The 22,297-nt window shown below is 46.7% G+C and carries 23 protein-coding genes; 13 read left to right on the top strand and 10 right to left on the bottom strand.

What is annotated here, in order from left to right:
• Nucleotide 1: 1 nt before the first annotated feature.
• The gene (locus tag DN92_RS00740) at nt 2–352 is read right to left on the bottom strand and encodes a winged helix DNA-binding protein (RefSeq protein ID WP_173959455.1); all 351 of its coding nucleotides are present in this window, start codon (nt 350–352) and stop codon (nt 2–4) included.
• A 110-nt stretch (nt 353–462) separates the two neighbouring features.
• Here DN92_RS00740 and DN92_RS00745 point away from each other — a divergent pair, with 110 nt between their 5' ends.
• Nucleotides 463–1,017: a hypothetical protein gene (locus DN92_RS00745; protein ID WP_173959456.1), complete on the top strand. Its 555-nt coding sequence runs from the start codon at nt 463–465 to the stop codon at nt 1,015–1,017.
• Here DN92_RS00745 and trpC read toward each other — a convergent pair.
• The 5 genes from trpC to rpe are packed head-to-tail and all read right to left on the bottom strand — an operon-like array spanning nt 1,014 to nt 5,637.
• Nucleotides 1,014–1,817: an indole-3-glycerol phosphate synthase TrpC gene (gene trpC / locus DN92_RS00750; protein ID WP_173959457.1), complete on the bottom strand. Its 804-nt coding sequence runs from the start codon at nt 1,815–1,817 to the stop codon at nt 1,014–1,016. The genes DN92_RS00745 and trpC overlap by 4 nt on opposite strands.
• Before the next feature lie 11 nt (nt 1,818–1,828).
• Entirely contained in the window at nt 1,829–2,851 is a 1,023-nt protein-coding gene (gene trpD / locus DN92_RS00755) for an anthranilate phosphoribosyltransferase (RefSeq protein ID WP_173959458.1), read from the bottom strand.
• A gap of 5 nt (nt 2,852–2,856) precedes the next feature.
• The gene (locus tag DN92_RS00760; protein WP_173959459.1) at nt 2,857–3,423 is read right to left on the bottom strand and encodes an anthranilate synthase component II; all 567 of its coding nucleotides are present in this window, start codon (nt 3,421–3,423) and stop codon (nt 2,857–2,859) included.
• A complete protein-coding gene (trpE, locus tag DN92_RS00765) occupies nt 3,407–4,912 on the bottom strand; it encodes an anthranilate synthase component I (RefSeq protein ID WP_173959460.1) in 1,506 nt (501 codons plus the stop codon). The genes DN92_RS00760 and trpE overlap by 17 nt, the downstream gene beginning before the upstream one ends.
• Nucleotides 4,912–5,637: a ribulose-phosphate 3-epimerase gene (gene rpe / locus DN92_RS00770; RefSeq protein ID WP_173959461.1), complete on the bottom strand. Its 726-nt coding sequence runs from the start codon at nt 5,635–5,637 to the stop codon at nt 4,912–4,914. Before rpe ends, trpE begins: the two co-directional genes overlap by 1 nt.
• A 49-nt stretch (nt 5,638–5,686) precedes the next feature.
• On the opposite strand from rpe, the gene apaG reads away from it, so the two are divergent.
• The 3 genes from apaG to DN92_RS00785 all read left to right on the top strand — a co-directional run bounded on the left by apaG (nt 5,687) and on the right by DN92_RS00785 (nt 8,142).
• Nucleotides 5,687–6,061: a Co2+/Mg2+ efflux facilitator ApaG/CorD gene (gene apaG / locus DN92_RS00775; protein ID WP_173959462.1), complete on the top strand. Its 375-nt coding sequence runs from the start codon at nt 5,687–5,689 to the stop codon at nt 6,059–6,061.
• A gap of 169 nt (nt 6,062–6,230) precedes the next feature.
• The gene (mltA, locus tag DN92_RS00780) at nt 6,231–7,340 is read left to right on the top strand and encodes a murein transglycosylase A (protein WP_254598304.1); all 1,110 of its coding nucleotides are present in this window, start codon (nt 6,231–6,233) and stop codon (nt 7,338–7,340) included.
• 25 nt (nt 7,341–7,365) lie between these two features.
• Nucleotides 7,366–8,142 carry an enoyl-CoA hydratase gene (locus DN92_RS00785; protein ID WP_173959464.1) on the top strand — a complete coding sequence of 259 codons (777 nt, stop codon included), beginning with the start codon at nt 7,366–7,368 and terminating at the stop codon, nt 8,140–8,142.
• A gap of 25 nt (nt 8,143–8,167) precedes the next feature.
• Here the strand turns inward: DN92_RS00785 and DN92_RS00790 are convergent, their stop codons facing one another.
• Genes DN92_RS00790 through bioA form a run of 4 tightly spaced genes read right to left on the bottom strand, consistent with a single transcriptional unit; the run spans nt 8,168 to nt 12,672 of the window.
• A complete protein-coding gene (locus tag DN92_RS00790) occupies nt 8,168–9,361 on the bottom strand; it encodes a M20 aminoacylase family protein (RefSeq protein ID WP_173959465.1) in 1,194 nt (397 codons plus the stop codon).
• A 19-nt stretch (nt 9,362–9,380) separates the two neighbouring features.
• Nucleotides 9,381–10,103, bottom strand: a complete 723-nt coding sequence (gene bioD / locus DN92_RS00795; RefSeq protein WP_173959466.1) for a dethiobiotin synthase — start codon at nt 10,101–10,103, stop codon at nt 9,381–9,383.
• Nucleotides 10,100–11,329 (bottom strand): aminotransferase class I/II-fold pyridoxal phosphate-dependent enzyme, encoded by a 1,230-nt coding sequence (locus tag DN92_RS00800; protein ID WP_173959467.1) that lies wholly within the window; start codon nt 11,327–11,329, stop codon nt 10,100–10,102. The genes bioD and DN92_RS00800 overlap by 4 nt, the downstream gene beginning before the upstream one ends.
• On the bottom strand, nt 11,326–12,672 hold the full coding sequence (bioA, locus tag DN92_RS00805) for an adenosylmethionine--8-amino-7-oxononanoate transaminase (RefSeq protein ID WP_173959468.1): 1,347 nt from the start codon (nt 12,670–12,672) through the stop codon (nt 11,326–11,328). The genes DN92_RS00800 and bioA overlap by 4 nt, the downstream gene beginning before the upstream one ends.
• Nucleotides 12,673–12,761: 89 nt before the next feature.
• Here bioA and bioB point away from each other — a divergent pair, with 89 nt between their 5' ends.
• From bioB to mraY, 9 genes are all read left to right on the top strand, one after another.
• Complete coding sequence (gene bioB / locus DN92_RS00810; RefSeq protein ID WP_173959469.1) at nt 12,762–13,799, top strand: biotin synthase BioB; 1,038 nt, start codon at nt 12,762–12,764, stop codon at nt 13,797–13,799.
• 15 nt (nt 13,800–13,814) lie between these two features.
• Nucleotides 13,815–14,444: a 2-polyprenyl-3-methyl-6-methoxy-1,4-benzoquinone monooxygenase gene (coq7, locus tag DN92_RS00815; protein WP_173959470.1), complete on the top strand. Its 630-nt coding sequence runs from the start codon at nt 13,815–13,817 to the stop codon at nt 14,442–14,444.
• 273 nt (nt 14,445–14,717) lie between these two features.
• On the top strand, nt 14,718–15,146 hold the full coding sequence (mraZ, locus tag DN92_RS00820) for a division/cell wall cluster transcriptional repressor MraZ (RefSeq protein ID WP_041484992.1): 429 nt from the start codon (nt 14,718–14,720) through the stop codon (nt 15,144–15,146).
• A 12-nt stretch (nt 15,147–15,158) separates the two neighbouring features.
• On the top strand, nt 15,159–16,109 hold the full coding sequence (gene rsmH / locus DN92_RS00825) for a 16S rRNA (cytosine(1402)-N(4))-methyltransferase RsmH (protein WP_173959471.1): 951 nt from the start codon (nt 15,159–15,161) through the stop codon (nt 16,107–16,109).
• Nucleotides 16,106–16,372, top strand: coding sequence for a cell division protein FtsL (gene ftsL / locus DN92_RS00830; protein WP_173959472.1), 267 nt, complete (start codon nt 16,106–16,108; stop codon nt 16,370–16,372). The genes rsmH and ftsL overlap by 4 nt, the downstream gene beginning before the upstream one ends.
• Complete coding sequence (locus tag DN92_RS00835) at nt 16,369–18,141, top strand: peptidoglycan D,D-transpeptidase FtsI family protein (protein WP_254598305.1); 1,773 nt, start codon at nt 16,369–16,371, stop codon at nt 18,139–18,141. The genes ftsL and DN92_RS00835 overlap by 4 nt, the downstream gene beginning before the upstream one ends.
• Nucleotides 18,138–19,691 (top strand): UDP-N-acetylmuramoyl-L-alanyl-D-glutamate--2,6-diaminopimelate ligase, encoded by a 1,554-nt coding sequence (locus tag DN92_RS00840; protein WP_173959473.1) that lies wholly within the window; start codon nt 18,138–18,140, stop codon nt 19,689–19,691. Before DN92_RS00835 ends, DN92_RS00840 begins: the two co-directional genes overlap by 4 nt.
• Nucleotides 19,688–21,136 (top strand): UDP-N-acetylmuramoyl-tripeptide--D-alanyl-D-alanine ligase, encoded by a 1,449-nt coding sequence (locus DN92_RS00845; RefSeq protein WP_254598306.1) that lies wholly within the window; start codon nt 19,688–19,690, stop codon nt 21,134–21,136. The genes DN92_RS00840 and DN92_RS00845 overlap by 4 nt, the downstream gene beginning before the upstream one ends.
• Nucleotides 21,127–22,296, top strand: coding sequence for a phospho-N-acetylmuramoyl-pentapeptide-transferase (mraY, locus tag DN92_RS00850; RefSeq protein ID WP_173959474.1), 1,170 nt, complete (start codon nt 21,127–21,129; stop codon nt 22,294–22,296). The genes DN92_RS00845 and mraY overlap by 10 nt, the downstream gene beginning before the upstream one ends.
• Nucleotide 22,297 lies beyond the last annotated feature (1 nt).

Here is a 22,297-nt window from a genome sequence, read left to right on the forward strand (position 1 = left end):
ACTAACTCGCTTTCACAGCCTTTTCTAAACACTTGGATATTTCTTCATAGCGCTTAATGGCAATTTTGGTCGGAATAACTTCTTTCTTGCGACCATCTTCATTGGCGGCCATGGTGATGTAACCCATAGCACTAAGATTCTTCAGGCGCCCGTGGAGAGTGGCTTGGGAGCCAAGCTCAGCCATGGAAATCAGATCCCCGACCAAAATAGATTGTTTTTCATGAAAACTCAAAACGATCTTATTTAGTAAGCCCTCTTCAATAGAATCCAGACTCTTACCTGGATTGATGCGATCCAAAGCATCAAGCAGATTTAAAAATCGAATATAAGAAGGAGGTTTAATCGTGGACATGTAATGAAATTGCAGTTTTAAATGATTAGCCTTAAGGTTAATACAATTGTAGACCTATTCATCTTATCCACAACTTGTATGCAATATAAAAATCAACCATACTCACCTGAATGAATAAGATTGTTAGTGGATTTATAGCGGGAACTTTAGTGAGCGCGGTTGCTTACACAAGTCTCTTTTATCTCAATAACTGGCTGACTAGCCATTTGGCATACGGCCTTGGAGTGAGTTGGATTTATCTTCCTGCTGGCTTGCGATTGTTTCTGACGCTCATCTTCGGTTTACCTGCCGCCCTTGGAATATCAGTGGCCTCTTCTCTCATCTCCTATTTCGGTGAATTTCCAGCTGAGTTCACAACCTGCATTGGCGTTGGACTGATATCAGGCTTTGCACCCTATTTGGCGAAAATTTTTGTATTGAGTAATCTGAAAATCTCATCAGACCTGAGTAACTTGAGCTTGCCGAAGTTGGCAATTTGTACGCTGATTTACTCGGCGCTCAGTGCAGGCTTACATCAGTGGTGGTTCTCAATCCGAGGGCTCGATGAGACTGGAAGCTTGAATCACTTTATGGTGATGTTCATTGGGGATGTGCTGGGTACGATACTGCTCGTTGGACTAATTAAAGTCACACTAGATTTGCTTAGGCCTTCTAAGCCTGCTTAGCTAAACAGTTCGCTTAAAGCTGTCCCTGGATCATTTGCGCGCATGAATGCCTCACCCACCAAAAATGCATTGATTTGATGATCGCGCATCAGCTGTACGTCAGCACGACTCATAATTCCCGATTCAGTAACTAGTGTTTTTCCATTAGGAACCATGGATAGTAGCGATAGCGTGGTTTGCAGGGTGACTTCAAAAGTCTTCAGATTGCGATTATTGATACCCAGTAATGGTGTCTTTAGCTCTAAAGCCTGCTCTAGTTCTGGGGCGTTATGTACTTCAACGAGCACGTCCAAGCCCAGTTCTTGAGCACAAGCTTCTAACTCTTTCATTTGATTGAGTTCCAGGCAGGCTACGATAAGCAAGATGGCATCTGCACCAAGGGCTCTTGCTTCGTAGATTTGATAAGGGTCAATCGTAAAGTCTTTGCGCAGTACCGGAATGCCGCAAGCCCCTCTTGCTGCTTGAAGATAAGCATTTGCGCCCTGGAAATACTCCCTATCGGTCAGGACGGATAGACAAGCAGCCCCATTTTTTTCATAGGACTGGGCAATCTCAGCTGGCTGAAAATTTTCTCGCAAAATTCCTTTGCTGGGACTAGCTTTCTTAATCTCAGTAATCACACCAGCTTTACCCGCTGAAATCTTATGTTGGATAGATTGAATAAATCCCCGTGGCTTTAAAAGCACATCGCGATTATTTTCTTCTGCTTGATCACGTTGATTGGCTAAAGAGATTTTTTTGGAATCCGAGGCGACCTCAATTTTCTTGGTAGCAACAATTTTGTCGAGGATATCGCTCATAAAGTTCTTAATTAATTTTGGGTTGCAGCAATAAATTGATCTAGCTTTTGGCGGGCAGCTCCAGATGCAATGGCTGCTTGCGCCATCTGAATGCCGCTGGCAATGCTCGGTGCTACGTTCGCTACATAAAGTACAGCACCGGCATTGAGACAAACAATATCACTCGCTGGGCCAGGTGTTTTGTTGAGAACATTCAGGACAATGGCTTTTGATTCTTCGGCATCGGCGACTTTAAAGCTACTGGTCGGGGCTGTTTTTAGGCCAAAGTTTTCTGGATGAATTTCATATTCATGTACTACGCCATCCTTGAGTTCGCCTACCAAGGTTGGGCCCTCAAGGGAAATCTCATCCAAACCATCGCGACCATAAACCACTAGCGCATGATCCATCCCCATAGCTTGTAATACTCGCGCCTGGATACCCACTAAGTCCGCATGAAAGACACCCATCAAAATGCGTTTGGCATCGGCTGGGTTGGTCAGTGGGCCTAGGATGTTAAAAATCGTGCGCACACCTAAATCTTTGCGAATAGGTGCGACATTTTTCATGGCAGGGTGATGGTTGGGGGCAAACATAAAGCCTGCGCCTACCTTAGAAATGCATTGCGCTACTTGCTCTGGAGAGAGCGATAGCTTCACGCCTAGGGATTCCAAAATATCAGCGCTACCCGATTTGCTGCTCACACTGCGATTGCCATGCTTGGCAATTTTTGCACCAGCAGCAGCGGCAACAAACATCGCTGCCGTAGAAATATTAAAAGTGTGTGCACCGTCGCCACCTGTTCCCACTACGTCTACTAAATTAGTTCTATCTTCTACGTGAACCGGTGTTGCAAACTCACGCATGACTTGGGCGGCTGCGGCGATTTCGCCAACAGTTTCCTTTTTGGTACGTAGGGCTACTAATAAGCCAGCTACTAGTGTGGGTGGCATTTCGCCGCTCATGATGAGACGCATCATTGCTGTCATCTCATCATGGAAGAGTTCGCGATGTTCAATGCAGCGTTGTAATGCTTGTTGGGGTGTAATTGACATGGTGCTTATTGAGCTTGCAGGAAATTTTTTAGCAGTGCATGGCCATGCTCAGAAAGAATCGACTCTGGATGAAATTGCACGCCTTGAACATTGAGTTCTTTATGGCGTACACCCATGATTTCACCATCAGAGGATGTGGCAGTGACTTCCAGTACTGCTGGCAACGAGCTTTGTTCAATTGCAAGGGAGTGATAGCGTGTCACCTTAAATGGGTTAGGTAGATTTTTAAAGACGCCAACGCCCGTATGGTGAATATCATCCGTTTTGCCATGCATCACTTTTTGGGCGCGAATAATCTTTCCGCCGAAAGCTTCGCCGATGGCTTGGTGACCAAGGCAGACGCCGAGAATCGGAATTTGTCCGGCATAGCGCTGAATGGTGGCTACGGAAATACCTGCTTCTGCAGGACTACAAGGTCCCGGTGAAATACAGATGCGCGCAGGATTTATTTGCGCAATCTCTTCAACTGAAATCTCATCATTCCGAAAGACTTTCACCTCTTCCCCCAGCTCTGCAAAATATTGAACGAGGTTATAGGTAAATGAATCGTAGTTATCAATCATGAGGAGCATCGAGTCCTCCTTGTACTAAGTCTGCTGCCATTAAGACTGCGCGTGCCTTGGCTTCGGTTTCTTTCCATTCAGCGCTAGGGTCAGAATCTGCAACTACGCCAGCGCCAGCTTGAGAATGTAATACGCCATCACGAATGACGCCAGTGCGAATCGCAATCGCCACATCCATATCGCCAGAGAAAGAGAGGTAACCAACTGCACCGCCATAAACACCACGCTTCACAATTTCCATCTCATCAATAATTTCCATTGCCCGAATTTTTGGCGCGCCAGATAAAGTACCCGCAGGAAAGGTTGCGCGTAAGACATCCATATTGCCCATATTGTCTAGTAATTCACCTTCAACAGAGCTCACAATGTGTTGTACGTGAGAGTACTTTTCAATGGACATGGAGTCGGTTAATTTAACGGTGCCGGTTTTAGCAATCCGACCCACATCATTGCGAGCGAGGTCTATCAACATGACATGCTCGGCAATTTCTTTAGGGTCAGCAAGCAATTCTGTAGCAAGACGTTCATCTTCTTCTGGAGTAGCGCCACGAGGACGTGTGCCAGCTAACGGACGAATGGTGACAATTTTTTGTGTTTCACGTTGCTCTTGGCGTACCAAAATCTCAGGTGATGACCCCACTACTTGGAGGTCGCCAAAGTCGTAGAAGTACATGTAAGGTGAGGGATTGAGTGAGCGCAATGCTCTGTAGAGTGCGAGAGGTGACTCTGTAAATGGTTTGCTGATACGCTGACCAATTACTACCTGCATGCAATCTCCGGCCAAAATATATTCTTTGGTTTTAAGAACGGCACTTTCAAAATCTTCGGCTTTGAACTTGCGAATCAATGCTGTTTTGGTGCTTGGTAGCGATGCTGGCATGCTCACAGGTTTGCTTAAGCAGGCAAGCAGTTTATTTAATCGAGCTTGGCCTTTTTCAAAGCTATCTGTAAGGCTGGGGTCTGCATACACGATTAAATAAATACGACCCGCAACGTTATCAATTACTGCTAATTCTTCTGTCAGCATCAATTGAATATCAGGCACACCTAGTTCATCTGGCAGATTGTGCTTGGCTAACCGGGATTCAATATAACGAACCGTGTCATAGCCGAAGAAGCCTGCAAGGCCACCGCAGAAGCGCGGCAGCCCAGGCTGTAAGGCAACTTTGAATCGTTTGAAATACGCGTCTACAAAATCCAATGGGTTGTCATGATTGGTTTCAATGACTTGGTCATTGAGAAGCACTTCCGTAAGTGGCGCATCTGGCGTACCAACAGTTCTTAAAACAGTTTTTGCGGGCAGGCCAATAAAGGAAAAGCGACCAAAGCGCTCGCCTCCTAAAACAGATTCCAGTAGGTAGGTATTTTTTTGACCAAAGGCTTGAGTGAGCTTGACGTAAAGAGAGAGCGGCGTCTCTAAGTCGGCTAAGACTTCTTTTACCAAAGGAATGCGATTAAACCCCTGTTTTGCTAGGGCCAAAAATTCTTCGTGCTGCATTACGCTGTTCCTGATATCGCTAGTTCTGCACGCATTGCCTTAATGACTTCAGCATAATTTTCTTTGCCAAAGATTGCTGAGCCAGCAACAAAAGTATCTGCACCCGCCTTCGCAACTTCTGCAATATTGTCGACTTTAATTCCGCCATCGACCTCGAGGCGAATATGGCGTCCTGTCTCTTGTTGGTAGCGGTCTAAGCGTGCACGCACTTGAGCAATCTTATTGAGTGTGCTCGGTATAAATGACTGTCCACCAAAGCCTGGGTTTACTGACATCAGCAAAACGAGATCCAGCAATTCAAGGGTGTGGTCTAAATGGTGGAGTGGCGTTGCGGGATTAAGTACTAGACCCGCTTGACAGCCTTGGTCACGAATTAAGTTAATAGTGCGATCCACATGAGGACTTGCCTCTGGGTGAAAGCTAATCAGGTTTGCACCTGCTTTTGCAAAATCCGGGATGAGGCGATCTACTGGCTGCACCATCAGATGCACATCAATCATGGCTGGCTTGCCATCTTTTATTGCATGTGGGCGAATCGCCTCGCATACCAGAGGACCAATGGTCAGGTTGGGCACGTAATGGTTGTCCATCACATCAAAGTGAATCCAGTCTGCGCCTGCCAAGAGAACATCTTGAACTTCTTTGCCTAGGCAGGCAAAGTCGGCCGACAAAATGGAGGGGGCAATGACAAACTGGCTATTTGAGGGTGATTTCTGGCTATCCATCCCTAGATTCTAGCTTGCAGTTGGCTCTAGGATGGAGCAGAATTCGAGCATGAATCCTCATGAAATCAGTATTTCGGTCAAAACCCAGTATTTGCCCGACCAGTCCGACCCCGATAATCGCCAATTTGCCTTTGCGTATACGGTCACCATCAGAAATACTGGTACTGCCAGTGTTCAGCTGATTGCGCGCCATTGGTTCATTACCGACGGGGATAATGATGTTCAAGAAGTCCGAGGCTTAGGGGTTGTAGGTCAACAACCACTGCTGAGGACAGGGGAGCAGTTTGAATACACCAGTTGGGCTACTTTACCTACGCCAGCAGGAACCATGCGGGGAGAGTTCTTTTGTGTCACTGAAGAAGCTCAGTTTTTCCAGGCTCTCATCCCAGAATTTGCCCTTGTGATGCCCAGAACCCTGCATTAGCCTCTAAAAACCCTATTTTTTGCCCTTACCGGTCCAAAGGACAATGAACAGGAGGAGCGCTAAAGCGAGGCCTCCCTCTAGTGCAAACAAGATCATGGGGTATTCATCGAGTAAATTGGCAATCATGATTTCTATATCCAAATTAAAAAGTCGCGAGCAAATCGCGCGAATGCTTGTATGCAGTGTATTCGTTATAGCCATTACCAGCCTATTGACGGCTTGTTCAACCCCTTCCACTCGTGGGTCTGGCTACCGCTCTAGTAGCATCGCTCCAAGCTCCTACACCTCACCAATCGCCAGCTTTAGATCGGTGTCATGGCAAGACTTGCCTGGTTGGCAGGAGGATGATTTAAGTCAGGCTTGGCCCTCTTGGCTCAAGAGTTGTGATGCACTACGTAAACGTAATAGTGAGATTAACTGGCGCCAGGTATGTTCTCAGGCTTCAGCGATTTCTGGTCGTGATAAGCAAGCGATTCGCCAGTATTTTGAGGGGAATTTTCAGGCCTATGAGGTACGCAACAGCGCTACAGGCAATGAATCCGGCCTCATTACGGGCTATTACGAACCCGTCATGAACGGTTCCCAGACCCGGAAATCTACTTACACTGTTCCTTTATATGGTATTCCGAGTGTATGGAGAAACTCAAAACCTAATCCGGCACCGACACGCGCAGAGTTAATGAGCTCTGGAGTATTGAGGGGTTCTGAGCTTGCCTGGGTACAAGATCCCGTTGCCGCAGCCTTTATGCAAATCCAGGGTTCTGGAAAGATTCGACTTGAGGATGGCCGCGTTTTGCGTTTAGGTTACGCCGGCACCAATGATCAGCCATTCAAGTCCTTTGCTCAGTGGTTATTAGATCGCAAAGAAATTACTCGCGGCGAGGCAACAATGCAAGGTATATCTGCTTGGGCCAAGCGTAATCCTGGACGGATTGAGGAGATGCTTAACGCCAATCCTCGCTTTGTGTTCTTTAAAGAGTTGCCTAGCAATGTCAGCGCCGATCTTGGCCCTAATGGCGCTTTGGGAGTTCCGTTAACAGCCGAGCGAAGTATTGCGATCGATTTAAAAGCAATGCCCTTGGGTGCCCCAGTATTTTTGAGCACGACCAGGCCTTTGAGTAGCCAAGTCTTACAAAAATTGGTAATGGCTCAGGATACGGGTAAAGCCATTGTTGGTGGTGTGCGAGCAGATTACTATTGGGGATCAGGAGACTCTGCTGGAGAATTGGCGGGACGCATGAAGCAAGATGGCAAGATGTGGTTATTACTACCGCGCTGAGCGAATGAATTTTTGAAAGAGATTGATGACTTACAACACTATATTGACAGAGGTAGATGGCAAAGTGGCCGTCATTACCCTTAATCGCCCTCAAGTACTCAATGCTCTGAACGACGAGTTGATGGATGAATTAGGTACGGCTTTATTAGGTTTTGATGCTAATGACAATATCGGCTGCATCATTATTACGGGCAGTGACAAAGCCTTTGCCGCAGGCGCTGATATCGCAACCATGGCCAAGTATGGATTTGGTGATGTGTATCGAGGCGACTTTATTTCACGCAACTGGGAAGAGATAAAAAAAGTGCGTAAACCCGTGATTGCTGCAGTATCTGGCTACGCCCTTGGCGGCGGCTGTGAATTAGCGATGATGTGCGACACCATCATGGCAGCCGATAGCGCCAAGTTTGCCCAGCCAGAGGTGAAGTTGGGAATTGTTCCTGGTGCTGGCGGTACGCAGCGTTTGCCGCGTGCAGTCTCAAAAGCAAAAGCAATGGACTTGGCCTTAACTGGTCGCATGATGGATGCTGCCGAAGCGGAGCGCTCCGGCTTAGTTGCCCGAATTTTTCCTCAATCAGACTTGTTGAAAGAAGTTAAAGCAATTGCTAAAACCATTGCCGATATGCCCTTGCTAACTGCAATGATGGTGAAGGAAGCAATCAATGCTGCCTACGAAACTACGCTATCGGAAGGTATTCATTTTGAGCGCCGCTTGTTTCATGCTTGCTTTGCTACTAATGATCAAAAAGAGGGTATGGCCGCATTTATCGAAAAGCGCGCGGCTAAATTTACGAACTCGTAAAAAATTTCAGCAACAAAAGTTGAGTTTATTTTTCTAAGTAGCGTTGAGCAAGCTTGACCCAGTAGCTCACGCCAACAGGAATTAATGCATCGTTGAAGTCATAGGATGGGTTATGAAGATGGCATGGACCCATGCCGTGACCTACAGCACGGTGATCACCGTCGCCGTTACCTAAGAAAACATAGCAACCTGGTTTCTCAAGCAGCATAAATGCAAAGTCCTCAGCCCCCATAGTAGGATCAATCGACGTGTTGACGTTTTGAGACCCGACCAACTCTTTCATTACTCCACTCGCGAATTCCACTTCATCCCCATGATTGATCAGCGGTGGGTAGTTGCGAGAAAAACGCACTTCGGCTTGACAGTCAAATGCGCTAGCCAAGTTATGCGAGATTTCTTTTAGGCGCTGCTCGATTAAATCTAAAACTTCTAAGGTAAACGTGCGAACTGTTCCACCAATAAAAGCGCTATCTGGAATGACGTTACTTGTCTCACCCGCATGAAATTGAGTCACCGACAAAACAGCCGCATCTACTGGGCGCTTATTTCGAGTAATGATGCTTTGCAGGGCTTGAACAACTTGGGCGCCCGCTAAAACAGGATCGGCACTGTTGTGTGGCAAGGCAGCATGACCCCCTTTACCGCGAATCGTAATTTCAAAGGTATTGCTTGAGGCCATCATGGGGCCGGAGGTGACCCCGAAGTGACCCTCCGCAAGACCGGGCCAGTTGTGTAAGCCAAAAACCGCATCACAAGGAAACTGTTTAAAAAGTCCATCGTTAATCATTTCTTTCGCGCCAGCACCACCTTCTTCAGCAGGCTGAAAAATGAAAATCACTGAACCAGCAAAGTCTCGATGATTGGATAAGTATTGAGCTGCACCCAAGAGCATCGCAGTGTGGCCATCATGGCCACAGGCATGCATCTTTCCTGCATTCTTTGAAGTGTGCTCAAAGGTATTGTGTTCTTGTAGTGGCAGGGCATCCATGTCGGCACGCAGTCCAACCATCTTCCCTGGACCAAGGTCGCCATCGAGCTTGCCTACGACGCCGGTTTTACCCATTCCGCGATAAACCGTGATTCCCCAGCTTGAAAGCGCTTCTGCAACAAGATCGGAGGTACGTTTCTCTTCAAAGCGCAATTCAGGATGCGCATGAATATTGCGGCGAATCTCTTGTATGGCCGATGCGGAGTCAATGATTTCTGGAAGTAATCGCATAGCTTTATCTTATCTGAATTTACTCAGGTAGCCTTATATGCTCTGCAGCAAAACGCAGTGCCTCAATGGAGTAGGGGGCATTATCCGGCTTATTGAGCTGTGCCGGAAGACTGGGAATAGAGCCTAAAAAAGGGGCAAAAATGCGATCTTTTAGGGTTTGAATATTTTCTTCTAAAAGAGGCATTTCATTGGAAAGTGTATTGGCTACCCAGCCAACAATGGTTAATTGACGTGACTGAATGGCTTCACAAGTGAGTAGGGCGTGATTAATGCAACCTAGGCGCATACCAACCACTAGGATGACGGGTAAATCCATGGCCTGTGCCACGTCCCCCAGATCCTCTTGCTCAGTGAGGGGAACCAAAAATCCACCAGCGCCTTCAACCACCACCGCATCAAACGCTGCGGTTAATGCTTTGAATTCATCCAAGATGATGGTGGCATCTAAATGCACACCATTTTTTTGTGCAACGAGATGTGGGGCCGCCGCTTGCCCTAAAACAAAAGGACAAAGACTTTGTTCGTCAGAATTCAATCCTGAAGCAAGGCGTAATGTTTCGAGGTCTTCATTCCGTTCTTTGCCGCTTGCGTCAATATAGGTTCCAGCGACTACGGGTTTGAAGCCGACTGCTTTGATACCGGTTTCTCTCAGTTTGAGAATGAATGCACCGCTGGCTAAAGTCTTTCCAACTTCAGTATCAGTGCCCGTGATAAAAAAACTAGTAGGTGCGTTTGGGGTCATGATGCCCCTTGAATTGTCTGCTCAATCATCTTTAATGTCTGTATCAGTTCCCGCAAGTCATCAACGCTGTGATTTGCAGAAAAAGTAATACGTAGACGAGCGCTGCCAACTGGGACGGTAGGTGGGCGGATTGCTGGGATCCAATAGCCTGCTTCATCCAATAATTTGGCTGCAGCTAATGCATCAGCGTTGCTACCCATAATGACTGGTTGTATTGGGGTGGATGAAGGCGTTTTTTCCCAGCTTGAGAAAGTCATTTCATCACGCCAAATTTGGATCAGCTGATGTAATTGTTTACGTCGGGCAACACCTTCGTCGCCCTCAATCAGTTCAAGACTTGTTAGTAGCGTGTGTGCAATTGCCGGCGGTGTTGCTGTACTGTAAATATAGGGACGACCTTTTTGAATGAGCCATTCAATAAAATGAGCCTCTGCACAAATAAATGCACCGCTGACACCAGCCGCCTTACCGAGCGTACCGATATAAATTATTCTTTCTGAATGCACACTCGCTTGCTCCAAAATGCCATGGCCGTGTTCACCAAGAACCCCAAATCCATGGGCATCATCCACCATCAAAAGTGCATCGTAGTGTTCTGCGATATGAAGTAATTTCTCTACGGGTGCAATATCACCATCCATGCTGAACACGCCATCGATCACAATCAATTTAAGTGGATGGGTGTCTTGCTGCAATTTATTTTCAAGCGAGATGAGATCATGGTGATCAAATAAACTCACCTTGGCTTTGGTTTGCGCACTTGCTAGACGCACACCGTCAATTAAAGATGCGTGATTGAGTTTGGCCGAATAGATACTGGCTTCACCCTGCTCTGCAAGTCGAACTAGGCCGGTGATCGCACTCATGTTAGCAAGATAGCCCGTACTAAAAAACAAGGCCCGCGCATTTGGAATATGTTTACCCTCAAAAGAGGCTAACTTTTTTTCAAGAAAATCATGTGCAATGCTATGACCACTAATTAAGTGGGATGCACCGCTTCCAACCCCATAGAGTTTTGCGCCCTTCGCAATCTCAGCAATCAATTTTGGGTGGTTTGCAAGACCCAAGTAGTCATTGCTACAAAAGGCCTTAAGCTCTCTCTGGCCAACGCTCGCCTTGGTATCGCAGGGCGACTCCGTGATGCGCAGTTTACGTCTCAGCAGTTGCGCATCCAACTCAGCAACCTGCTGCACAGCCATATTGAGGGCGCTAAAATTTTTGCTCATACAAGTGCTCGATTTAAAGCACGCTGTACAGCGGCACCCATTTGTATTGTTTCCTCAGCAGAAAGAATATATGGCGGCATTACATAAATCGTATGACCAATGGGTCTAATCAGGATGCCTTCTTTGAGACTAGCTGAAAACATCTCTCGTGAAAAAGTAGCGGGACTCTTAAGTGCCTCTAGTTTGATATCAAATGCCAGGATCATGCCTTGTTGTCGCCAATGCTCAATACGCACATCTTCTTTTGCCCAAGAAAATGCTTTTGCAAGATCATGACTACGTTCAACATTGTTTGTAAGTACAGCTTCAGTTACAAAAATTTCTAGGCAGGCAAGGGCTGCAGCACAAGCTAGGGGATTGCCGGTATAGGAATGGGAGTGCAAGAATCCTTGTTGTGCTTGATCGCCATAAAATGCCTGATAAATTTTGTCAGTGGTCATGGAGAGTGATAAAGGGAGATACCCACCACTAATACCCTTAGACAATGTTAAAAAATCTGGCCAAATTCCTGCATGTTCACAAGCAAAAAATTTTCCAGAGCGACCGCATCCAACGGCAATCTCATCCGCAATCAGATGGATGTTGTAGTGATCACAAAGTGATCGCACTAGGCGGAGATATTCTGGTGAGTACATTGCCATCCGGCCAGCACATTGAACAAGTGGTTCAATAATGATGGCAGCAATGTGTTGATGTTCTACTTCCAATAAGGATTCCAATGTCTTGGCAGCTTTCCTAGCGACATCATCAGGGCTTTCACCAGGCTGTGCTTTTCTTGAGTCGGGTGAAGGGGCGGTATAGACATCTTGCAATAGTGATCCATAGGCTTCACGGAAGATCGCAACATCAGTCACAGCGAGCGCGCCTAGGGTTTCACCGTGATAACCATTTTCTAGGCAGACAAATTTTTTCTTTTGAGGCTGATTATTCAATCGCCAGAAGTGGTGACTCATCTTCAGTGCAATTTCTACTGCAGACGCGCCATCAGATGCGTAAAACACATGACCTAAATTCCCATGGGTTAAGGCCGATAGTTTTTCTGAAAGCTCCACGACAGGCGGATGAGTAAACCCAGCGAGCATGACGTGCTCAATTTTTTCAAGCTGATTGCTAATCGCTTGATTAATGCGGGGGTTAGAGTGACCGAATAGATTGGTCCACCAAGAGCTAATGCAATCTAGTAGAGCGTTTCCTTGGTCATCAAAGAGCCAAGCGCCCTTACCTTTAGTAATGGCAATTAATGGCATTGACTCGTGATGCTTCATCTGAGTGCAGGGATGCCAAACGGCATCTAGGCTACGATCAACCAGGGAGGTTTGATTTGGATCAGAAATAAGCTTCATGTTTAGTATTTGACCACTAGTTTTTCCTAATTTAAGTCTGTATCTGTTATGTTTATGTCTTGAATTGATCTATTTTCTGGAATTCGACCATGCAGGCCACCCAAACAGCTGAAAAACCCCTCACCCAAGTGAAATCCCAAAAGGATTTACATAAAGAAGTCGATGCATCAGGCGCTTGGTCAGTGGCCCAAGTTGAGGCTTTGTTTGCTCTCCCATTGAGTGATTTGATGTTCAAAGCGCAAGAGACTCATCGTGCCTATTTTCCCGATGGTGATGTGGAATTGGCAACCTTGTTATCCATCAAAACTGGTGGTTGCCCAGAGGACTGCAGCTACTGTCCGCAGGCTGCCCGCTATGACACCGATGTCAAAGCGAATAAGTTAATGGACTTAGAGGAAGTGCTTGAGGCGGCTAAAGCGGCAAAAGCAGCTGGATCTAACCGTTTCTGTATGGGCGCCGCTTGGCGGGAGCCTAAAGACAGAGATATTGAAAAAGTGACTGCCATGATCAAGGGTGTAAAGGCTTTGGGCCTTGAAACCTGCGCCACTCTGGGCATGCTGGAAGCGAACCAGGCCCAAGCTCTGCAAGAGGCAGGTTTGGACTTCTATAACCACAATTTGGATACTAGCGAGGACTTCTATCGCTCGGTGATCTCGACCCGAGGTTATCAAGACCGGTTGGATACGATTTCTAATGTGCGTGCCGCAGGTATGTCAGTGTGTTGTGGCGGTATTGTCGGGATGGGTGAATCACGCGAGCAACGCGCAGCATTTTTAGCCCGTCTAGCCAACTTAAGTCCTTACCCAGAATCGGTTCCTATTAATCATCTCGTGCCTGTGGCTGGGACCCCGTTGGCTGACCAGAAGCCTCTGGACCCACTGGAATTTGTGAGAACTATTGCGGTAGCCCGCATTACTATGCCGCGTGCACGCGTACGTTTATCGGCTGGTCGACAGGAGCTCGGAAGAGCAGTTCAGGCAATGTGTTTTCAAGCGGGTGCCAACTCCATTTTTTATGGTGAGCAACTACTCACTACCGCCAATCCTGAGGCGGAGCAAGACCGCGAGCTTTTGGCTGAGTTGGGATTAAAAACCAAGCAGAGCCATAAAGCCGAAGTTTTAATCTAGGCTATTGGGGGTCAAATGGCGTTGATAGATCGCTTCATTATGGAGTTTGATACGGCACTACGCTCTGTAGTTGGAGGTGCCCATGCTCATCGTCCCATGCCGGGATTGGAGGCTCAGTTAGCTAGTCTATTGGATGCCAAAGAGCGGGAACACGCTGCTGGATTAATGCGCGTCAATCATGTCGGTGAAGTGTGTGCTCAAGCCCTCTATCAAGCCCAGAAATTAGTCGCACGTAACCCTGAGATTCGGCAGATGTTGGATCACTCTGCTCAAGAAGAAATGGATCATTTAGCTTGGTGCGAAACGCGACTTCAAGAGCTCGGCTCGCACACCAGTTATTTCAACCCAATTTGGTATGCAGGATCCTTTGCGATTGGCTTGGCTGCTGGCTTAGCGGGCGATAAATGGAGTCTCGGATTCGTTGCTGAAACTGAAAAACAGGTGGAAAATCACTTAGAGAGCCACCTCAAAGAATTGCCTGTAGACGATCAGCGCTCGCGGGCCATTGTCGATCGAATGCGTATCGATGAAATTGAGCATGGGCAGGCTGCAATTTCTGCTGGTGGAGCGGTATTACCAGAGCCGATTCAGAAGTTCATGCAGGCAATGTCAAAAGTAATGACAACAACTGCCTACAAAATCTAGTTCTAAATTAATCTTTGGGGTAATTTTATTTAGAATACTGTTCATTAACACAGTATATTTATTGATTATTAGGCTTAATAGCTAAGATCTATTCTTAAGTATATTTTCCAAGCCATTGTTTCAAGTAGCATTTTTATTACCACTATTTTCTCAACACATCACGCTAAGTGTTTGTAATTGCTAGGGAATTTCCCAAAAAATTACCCAAAAACACTTGACCCTCTTACTGCGATCCTCTAAAGTGGGAGGAAGTGTGAAAAAGTGGGGTAAATGGTGTTTCAAGGTGCGTCAGCTCTCAATTTAGATGCAAAAGGCCGCATGTCTGTGCCGGCAAAGCATCGTGACGCCTTGTTAGTTCAAGGTGAGGGTCGAATTACGCTCACAAAACACCCGGATGGATGCCTTCTGTTATTCCCTCGCCCTGAATGGGAAACTTTCCGCTCTCGTGTTGCACAACTTCCCATGGATGCCCATTGGTGGCGTCGAATCTTCCTCGGTAATGCGGCGGAAGTCGATTTGGATAGCGCCGGAAGAATTTTAGTCAGCCCAGAGTTGCGATCAGCTGCGGGCATTGAAAAAGAAGTGATGCTGCTCGGCATGGGTAGTCATCTGGAGTTGTGGGATGCCGCTACTTATGCTGCAAAAGAACAGGCTGCCATTGCACAAGGTATGCCTGAAGCCCTGAAGCAATTTAATTTTTGATGACGGGGTGCCATGAACATAACTCATCGCCCAGTATTGCTGGCCGAGGCGGTGACGGCGCTGATCAGTGGTCCACGTATTGCATCTCCCGCAGCGTCAAAAAATCTACTCTTGATCGACGGAACATTTGGTCGGGGTGGTCACACTCAAGCACTGCTTGCAAGACTTCCCTCCGATGCTCGAATGATTTCCTTCGACAAGGATTTGGATGCGATCGCAGTAGCGGAAAGCATCAGCGATCCACGACTGCATATCGTGCACGACAGTTTTGCGCAGATGGATCAGTACGCCGAGCCAGAATCAGTCGACGGCATTTTGCTGGATCTTGGAATCAGTTCCCCGCAGGTGGACGAAGCACATCGTGGTTTTTCATTTCGCAAGGATGGTCCGCTCGATATGCGGATGAATACGGATCACGGATTGACAGCAGCAGAATGGTTGGAACAAGCGTCCCAAGAGGAGATCACTCGCGTGATTAAGACTTATGGCGAAGAGCGTTTTGCATATCAGATTGCTAAAGCAATTGTGGCCAAGCGAGAAGAGGGGCTGTCGCCAAAAACTACTTTGCAATTAGCAAGCTTGGTAGCTAGTGTGGTTCGTACAAGAGAGGTGGGACAGGATCCTGCTACAAGAACTTTTCAGGCGCTGCGTATTTTCATCAACCGTGAGCTAGATGATCTCGAGCTCGGATTAAAAGCAGCGCTGAGCTTGTTAAAGCCGGGCGCCCGCTTGGCAGTAATTAGCTTCCATTCGCTAGAGGATCGCAACGTGAAGCAGTTTCTGCAGTCACATGCCAAGGTTGCAGTGCCGCGTGGCTTGCCCGTGCGCGATAGAGATCTACCGCAAAGTGCTTTAGAAATTATTGGGCGCATTAAACCTAGTGATGAAGAGGTTCGAGAGAATCCTCGTGCTCGTTCAGCCATCATGCGTGTTGCAGAAAAGCGGATAGGGTCGATAAGTTGAATCGCGCCACTCTGACTCTACTCGTTCTTCTACTGATCTGTGCACTATCTTTGGTGGCATCACAGCAACGTGCTCGTAAATTATTCATTTCATTAGAGCGTGCGCAAATTGAAGAGCGCAAGCTTAATCAAGACTGGTTGCGCTTGGAATATGAACAGCGCAATCTATCCAAGTCCGCACGGATTCGTGATGTTGCTCGCAATCAGTTGCGCATGGTCCCCATCTCCCCAGAACGTACTTTGTACTTAAAGGAAGCTAGATGAGGCCAGTAGGTTTCTCCACTACTCCCAATTTAGTATTGCGTCTGCCAATGTGGCGGTCACGACTCATGCTATTCATGTTGTTTTTCGTCTTCATGTTGCTGCTGATTCGTGCTTTTTGGATTCAGGGCCCAGGAAATGCTTTTTATGAAGCCAAAGGTGTCCGGGGTACACAGCGCGAATTAGAGCTACCAGCCTCGCGTGGAAAAATTTTGGATCGTAATGGTCAAGTGATTGCTACTAGTTTAGAAGCTAAGTCAGTCATTGCCTATAACGATACTGTGCCTGATGATTTGGCTGCAGATAAGGTTCAGAAGTTAGCAAGCCTCTTGCAAATGAGCGAAGCAGAGCTGCGAAAGAAGTTGAAAGAAGAGCGCAAACAGATTTTCTTAAAGCGTCAAGTGGATCCAGAAGTAGCACAACGTATTAAGCAATTAGAAATTCCGGGTATTGGTTTAAATAATGAATACCGTCGCTTTTATCCAGAAGGTGAAGCGATGGCGCACGTCGTTGGTTTTACCAACGTTGAAGATCGTGGCCAAGAGGGTATGGAGCTCTCTAGAGAAAAAGAGCTAGCTGGACATCCAGGTGCTCGTCGAGTGGTGGTGGATCGTCTGGGGCGTGTAGTAGAGGACGTTGCTATTTTGCAATTACCGCAAAACGGTAAAGACCTACAACTTTCTATCGATAGCAAGATTCAGTTTTTAGCGTATAACGCTGTCAAAAATGCAGTCGAACAGCATCGAGCCAGTGCTGGTGGCGCAGTCGTCCTGGATACGCAGACTGGAGAGATCTTAGCTTTAGCAAATTATCCAAGCTACAACCCCAATGATCGTAAGAAGTTGAATGGTGAGCAATTACGTAATCGTGTTTTGACCGATACCTTTGAGCCTGGCTCAACGATGAAGCCCTTAACGGTTGCGATTGCTTTGGAGAAGGGTGCTATTACTCCTAATACCAATATGGCGATTGGAGCGAAATATCTCGTTGGCCCTAAACCAATTACAGATACCCACCCTTACAGCAACTTGACTGTGTCACAAATTATTCAGAAATCGAGCAATATTGGAACGGCCAAAATTGCGATGAATGATTTATCCGCGGAAGAAATGTGGAACTTCTTCACTTCTGTGGGCATGGGTCAAGCACCGAAAATTGGTTTTCCGGGTGCGGTGGCGGGTACAGTGCACCCCTACAAAAAATGGATGCCAACCGATCAAGCGCGTATCGCATTTGGTTATGGTATCTCCACCTCACTCTTTCAGGTGGCTCGTGCTTACACCATCTTTGCGCGTGATGGTGAATTAGTGCCACTGACAATCGAGCGTAGTCCGACATTTAAACCTGGCACACATATTATTTCTGCTAAGACAGCAATAGAGATGCGCAATATGATGGAGTCAGTAACAGAGCCTGGTGGTACTGCAATTAAAGCGCAGGCTGAAGGTTATCGAGTCGGCGGAAAAACTGGCACAGCACACAAATTAGTAGGCAAGGGCTATGGTAATAAATATCGCGCCTACTTTGCGGGCCTCGCTCCAATTAGTGCGCCTCGTATTGTTGTTGCAGTGATGATTGATGAGCCAACTGGTGGAAGCCACTATGGCGGTGATGTTGCTGCTCCTGTTTTCTCTACGATTGTTAGCGAAACCTTGCGCACCTTAAATGTATTGCCAGATAGCAATGGGAAGCAAAAAGCATTGCAGGACAAAAATCTTGTTGAGACTAAGACTGCTTCAGTAAAAAATACCGAAGCGGTTTTAAAAAGATGATGACAATGGTGAATATTGAACCTCATCTCTTGATTTCATATTTACGTGATCTCACATCTGCAGATGCAAAAATTACTGCTGATAGCCGTCATATTCAAGCTGGCGATATCTTTTTTGCCTATTCGGTTGGGCATGGTAATGCACTACGAGACGGCCGAGATTACATTGCTGCTGCTCTAGCGAATGGTGCAGCAGCTGTTGTCTTTGACCCTGCTGATGGTGTAGCTAACGAATACTTAGGTCGTGCAGAATGCTTCCCTGTTGAAAATTTAGCAGCTCTTGCAGGACAACTCTGCGCAGAGTGGTACAACTATCCAAGTAAAAAATTAAAAGTAATCGGTGTCACAGGCACCAATGGAAAAACCAGCGTCACTCAGTGGTTAGCGCAGGCTTTGGGTGATCACAGTCACCCAACAGCAGTACTTGGAACGCTGGGAACTGGATTTCCTGGTGCGCTGGTTCGGACGGGATACACCACGCCAGATGCCCCGCTGTTGCAAACCCAATTAAAAGAATTGCTGGATGCTGGTGCTCAGCAGGTGGTCATAGAGATCTCCTCCCATGCATTAGATCAGGAGCGTACTTCAGGGCTAGATATTGATAGCGCAGTATTCACCAACCTAACTCAAGACCATTTGGACTATCACGGCACGATGGGGGAATACGCGCAAGCAAAAGCAAAATTATTTCAGCAGCCCAAGCTTCAACATGCCATGATAAATTTTGAGGATGCATTTGGGCGTGAGTTAGCTATGAAGCTTCTGATTACCGGCGGTACTCAGGTATGGGGCTATGCAATTAATAAACATGCTTTTGTTGGGTTTGAGAAATTCGGTGAGCGTTTAAAGCGGATTTATACAGAAGATACTGTTCTTACACCTACTGGATACCATTCCCAATTTTGTTTTGATGAGCGTGGTTCAGGTGCGGTTGAGCTCGCAGTACTTGGCGAATTTAATTTAAGTAATTGCTTGGCTGTTTGGACTGTCTTACTAGCCCAAGGGTTTAGCCTTAAAGATGCCGCAAAGCGTATGACTCAGCTGACTTCTGTACCGGGCCGCATGGAGCTCATTCAGCTGAATAAAACGCAAAGAACTGAAGGCCCATTAATTGTGGTGGATTATGCCCACACGCCAGATGCGCTAAGTAAGGCGCTGAGCGCCTTACGTCCTATTGCAAATCAAAGAGGTGGAAAAGTTTGGTGCGTTTTTGGTTGTGGTGGCGATCGAGATTCCGGTAAGCGGCCTCAAATGGGGCGTGTTGCTCAAGAATTTGCTGACCACATTGTGATTACTAGTGATAACCCAAGATCGGAAGATCCAGCGTCAATTATCAATATGATTCAGGCTGGCATGTCGGGTAGCTTGAGTAATGTTCAAGCAGTACCTGATAGAGCTGCCGCTATTATGGCTGCAGTCCGTCATGCACATGTTCAGGACATTGTTTTAGTTGCTGGCAAAGGACATGAGTCTACGCAAGAAATCAATGGCAAGAAGTTTGATTTCTCTGATCAAGAGCACATCCGCTTGGCGTCAGGAGGTGCTGCATGAGTTCACCCATGACCACTCTTGCTCAAGTGCATGCCATGTTGCCAGGAAGTGAATTGATGAACACTAGCGATGCTAATGCTCAGGCAATCAATCTTTCCCGCGTAGGAAGTGATAGTCGTCAAATTCAGGCTGGTGAATTATTTGTGGCTTTGGTGGGCGAACGCTTTAATGCGCATGATTTCTTGGGTGAGTTAACTGAAGCCGGCGCAAGTGCAGCGCTGATTAGCGATAAAGAAACCTGCCCAGAAAATTTAGCCGCAATTTGTGTTCTAGATACAAAGCAGGCTTTGGGTGAGCTAGCAAAAGCTTGGCGTAGGCAGTTTGCCATTCCAGTGGCCTTAGTCACTGGATCGAATGGTAAAACCACAGTAAAAGAGATGATTGCCTCTATTTTTAAGGCGGCTACTGGTGAGTCAAGCACCTTAGTAACCCAGGGTAATTTGAATAACGATATTGGTTTACCTTTGACTTTACTGCGCATGCGTTCAAGTGATCGCTTGGCGGTGATTGAGTTGGGTATGAACCATCCTGGTGAAACTGCTGAATTAGCGGCTATTACCCAAGCGAATATTGTGTTGATCAATAACGCTCAGCGTGAGCATCAAGAATTTATGGCAACGGTTGAGGCTGTTGCAAAAGAGCATGCGACTGCTTTGAGCACACTCCCCGTAGATGGGGTTGCCGTATTTCCAGCCGACTCTGAGTTTGCTGATATCTGGCGTCAGGCTGCCGCAGGGCGCAAGATAATTGATTTTGTTTTATCTACTGACGTAGCTTCGGTCAAAGCTGCTGTAACCGGTAGTTTGCTCGCTAATGGAAGAGTTGCGATTGCTTCGGAAGTGGGCAAGATTGAGGTTCAACTCAATACTTTAGGAAACCATAACGTCCGTAACGCATTAGCAGCAAGTGCCGTTGCTTTGGGTGCTGGCTTAAGCCTAGAAACAATTAAATCAGGCTTAGAGTCATTTGCCCCGGTAAACGGACGCATGCAATCGAAGCCTTTAAATTCAAGTCGCACTTTGATTGACGATAGTTATAACGCAAATCCTGATTCTGTTAGGGCGGCAATTGATGCACTGAAGCAGTCCGGAAATACTGCTTGGTTGGTATTAGGTGACATGGGCGAAGTAGGTAATCAGGGCCCAACATTTCATGAAGAAGTTGGCGCATATGCAGCAGAGCAGGGTGTTGCCAAATTATTTGCGCTTGGAGAGCAGTGCAAATTTGCCGTACAGGGCTTTGATAAGTCTCGGTTACAACAGGCTACTGGAAGCGCCAAACATTTCACAACCTTAGATCAATTGCTAGATGAGCTTAATGTGGCGCTGCTAAATCAAGAATTAAATCAACAAATGCATTTAGATATTTTGGTTAAGGGATCCCGTTTTATGCGTATGGAGCGTGTAGTTCAAGCCTTATTAGAGGAGGCTAAAACATGCTCTTGATGCTGGCCCAGTGGCTTCAGGATGACTTTGGATTCTTCCGAGTTTTTAACTACATCACTTTTAGAGCGGTGATGGCGACGGTGACTGCGCTGCTAATTGGCCTGGCTGCTGGCCCCTGGGTCATTCGTAAATTGACTGCATTGAAGATGGGTCAAGCAGTGCGCACTGATGGACCACAAACCCATTTAGTGAAATCAGGCACACCTACGATGGGTGGCGTGTTAATTCTTTTAGGTATTTTTATCTCCTGCATGTTGTGGGCTGATCTGAGTAATCGCTTTATTTGGATCGTGATGATTGTGACTTTCGGATTTGGCCTGGTAGGTTGGGTTGATGATTATCGAAAAGTCGCTCATAAAGATCCGAAGGGAATGGCCTCCAGAGAAAAATTCTTTTGGCAAACCTTGATTGGTTTATTTGCCGCTATCTATTTAGCATTTTCTGTATCTGAAGTGAATAACCTGAAGGTGCTACAGCTATTTTTTGATTGGCTTAAGAGTGGTTTTGCCTTAGACCTGCCAGCGAAATCAAATCTGCTCATTCCCTTTATGAAAGAAGTCAGCTATCCGTTGGGTGTGATGGGCTTCATCATTCTGAGTTATTTGGTTATTGTTGGCAGTAGTAATGCCGTGAACTTAACAGATGGACTTGATGGTTTAGTAATCATGCCGGTGATACTGGTGGGTGCTGCACTTGGTGCATTTGCTTACGTCATGGGTAACGCGATTTACGCTAAGTATTTATTGTTCCCTTATATTCCTGGCGCCGGTGAGTTGATGATTTTCTGTGGAGCCATGGGTGGTGCAGGACTTGCATTCCTTTGGTACAACACCCATCCTGCCCAAGTGTTTATGGGTGATGTTGGTGCACTTGCACTGGGCGGCGCACTTGGCACTATTGCAGTTATCGTTCGTCAAGAAATCGTGCTCTTTGTAATGGGCGGAATTTTTGTAGCAGAAACAGTTTCAGTAATGCTGCAAGTCTTCTGGTTTAAATTTACCAAGAAACGTTATGGTGAAGGGCGTCGTATTTTTAGAATGGCGCCACTGCATCACCATTTTGAATTGGGTGGTTGGCGCGAGACCCAAGTCGTAGTCCGCTTCTGGATCATCACCATTTTATTAGTCCTCATTGGCCTCTCCAGCCTGAAATTACGGTAAG

This window comes from Polynucleobacter arcticus, from assembly GCF_013307205.1.
In the GTDB taxonomy this organism is placed as follows: Bacteria; Pseudomonadota; Gammaproteobacteria; order Burkholderiales; family Burkholderiaceae; genus Polynucleobacter; species Polynucleobacter arcticus.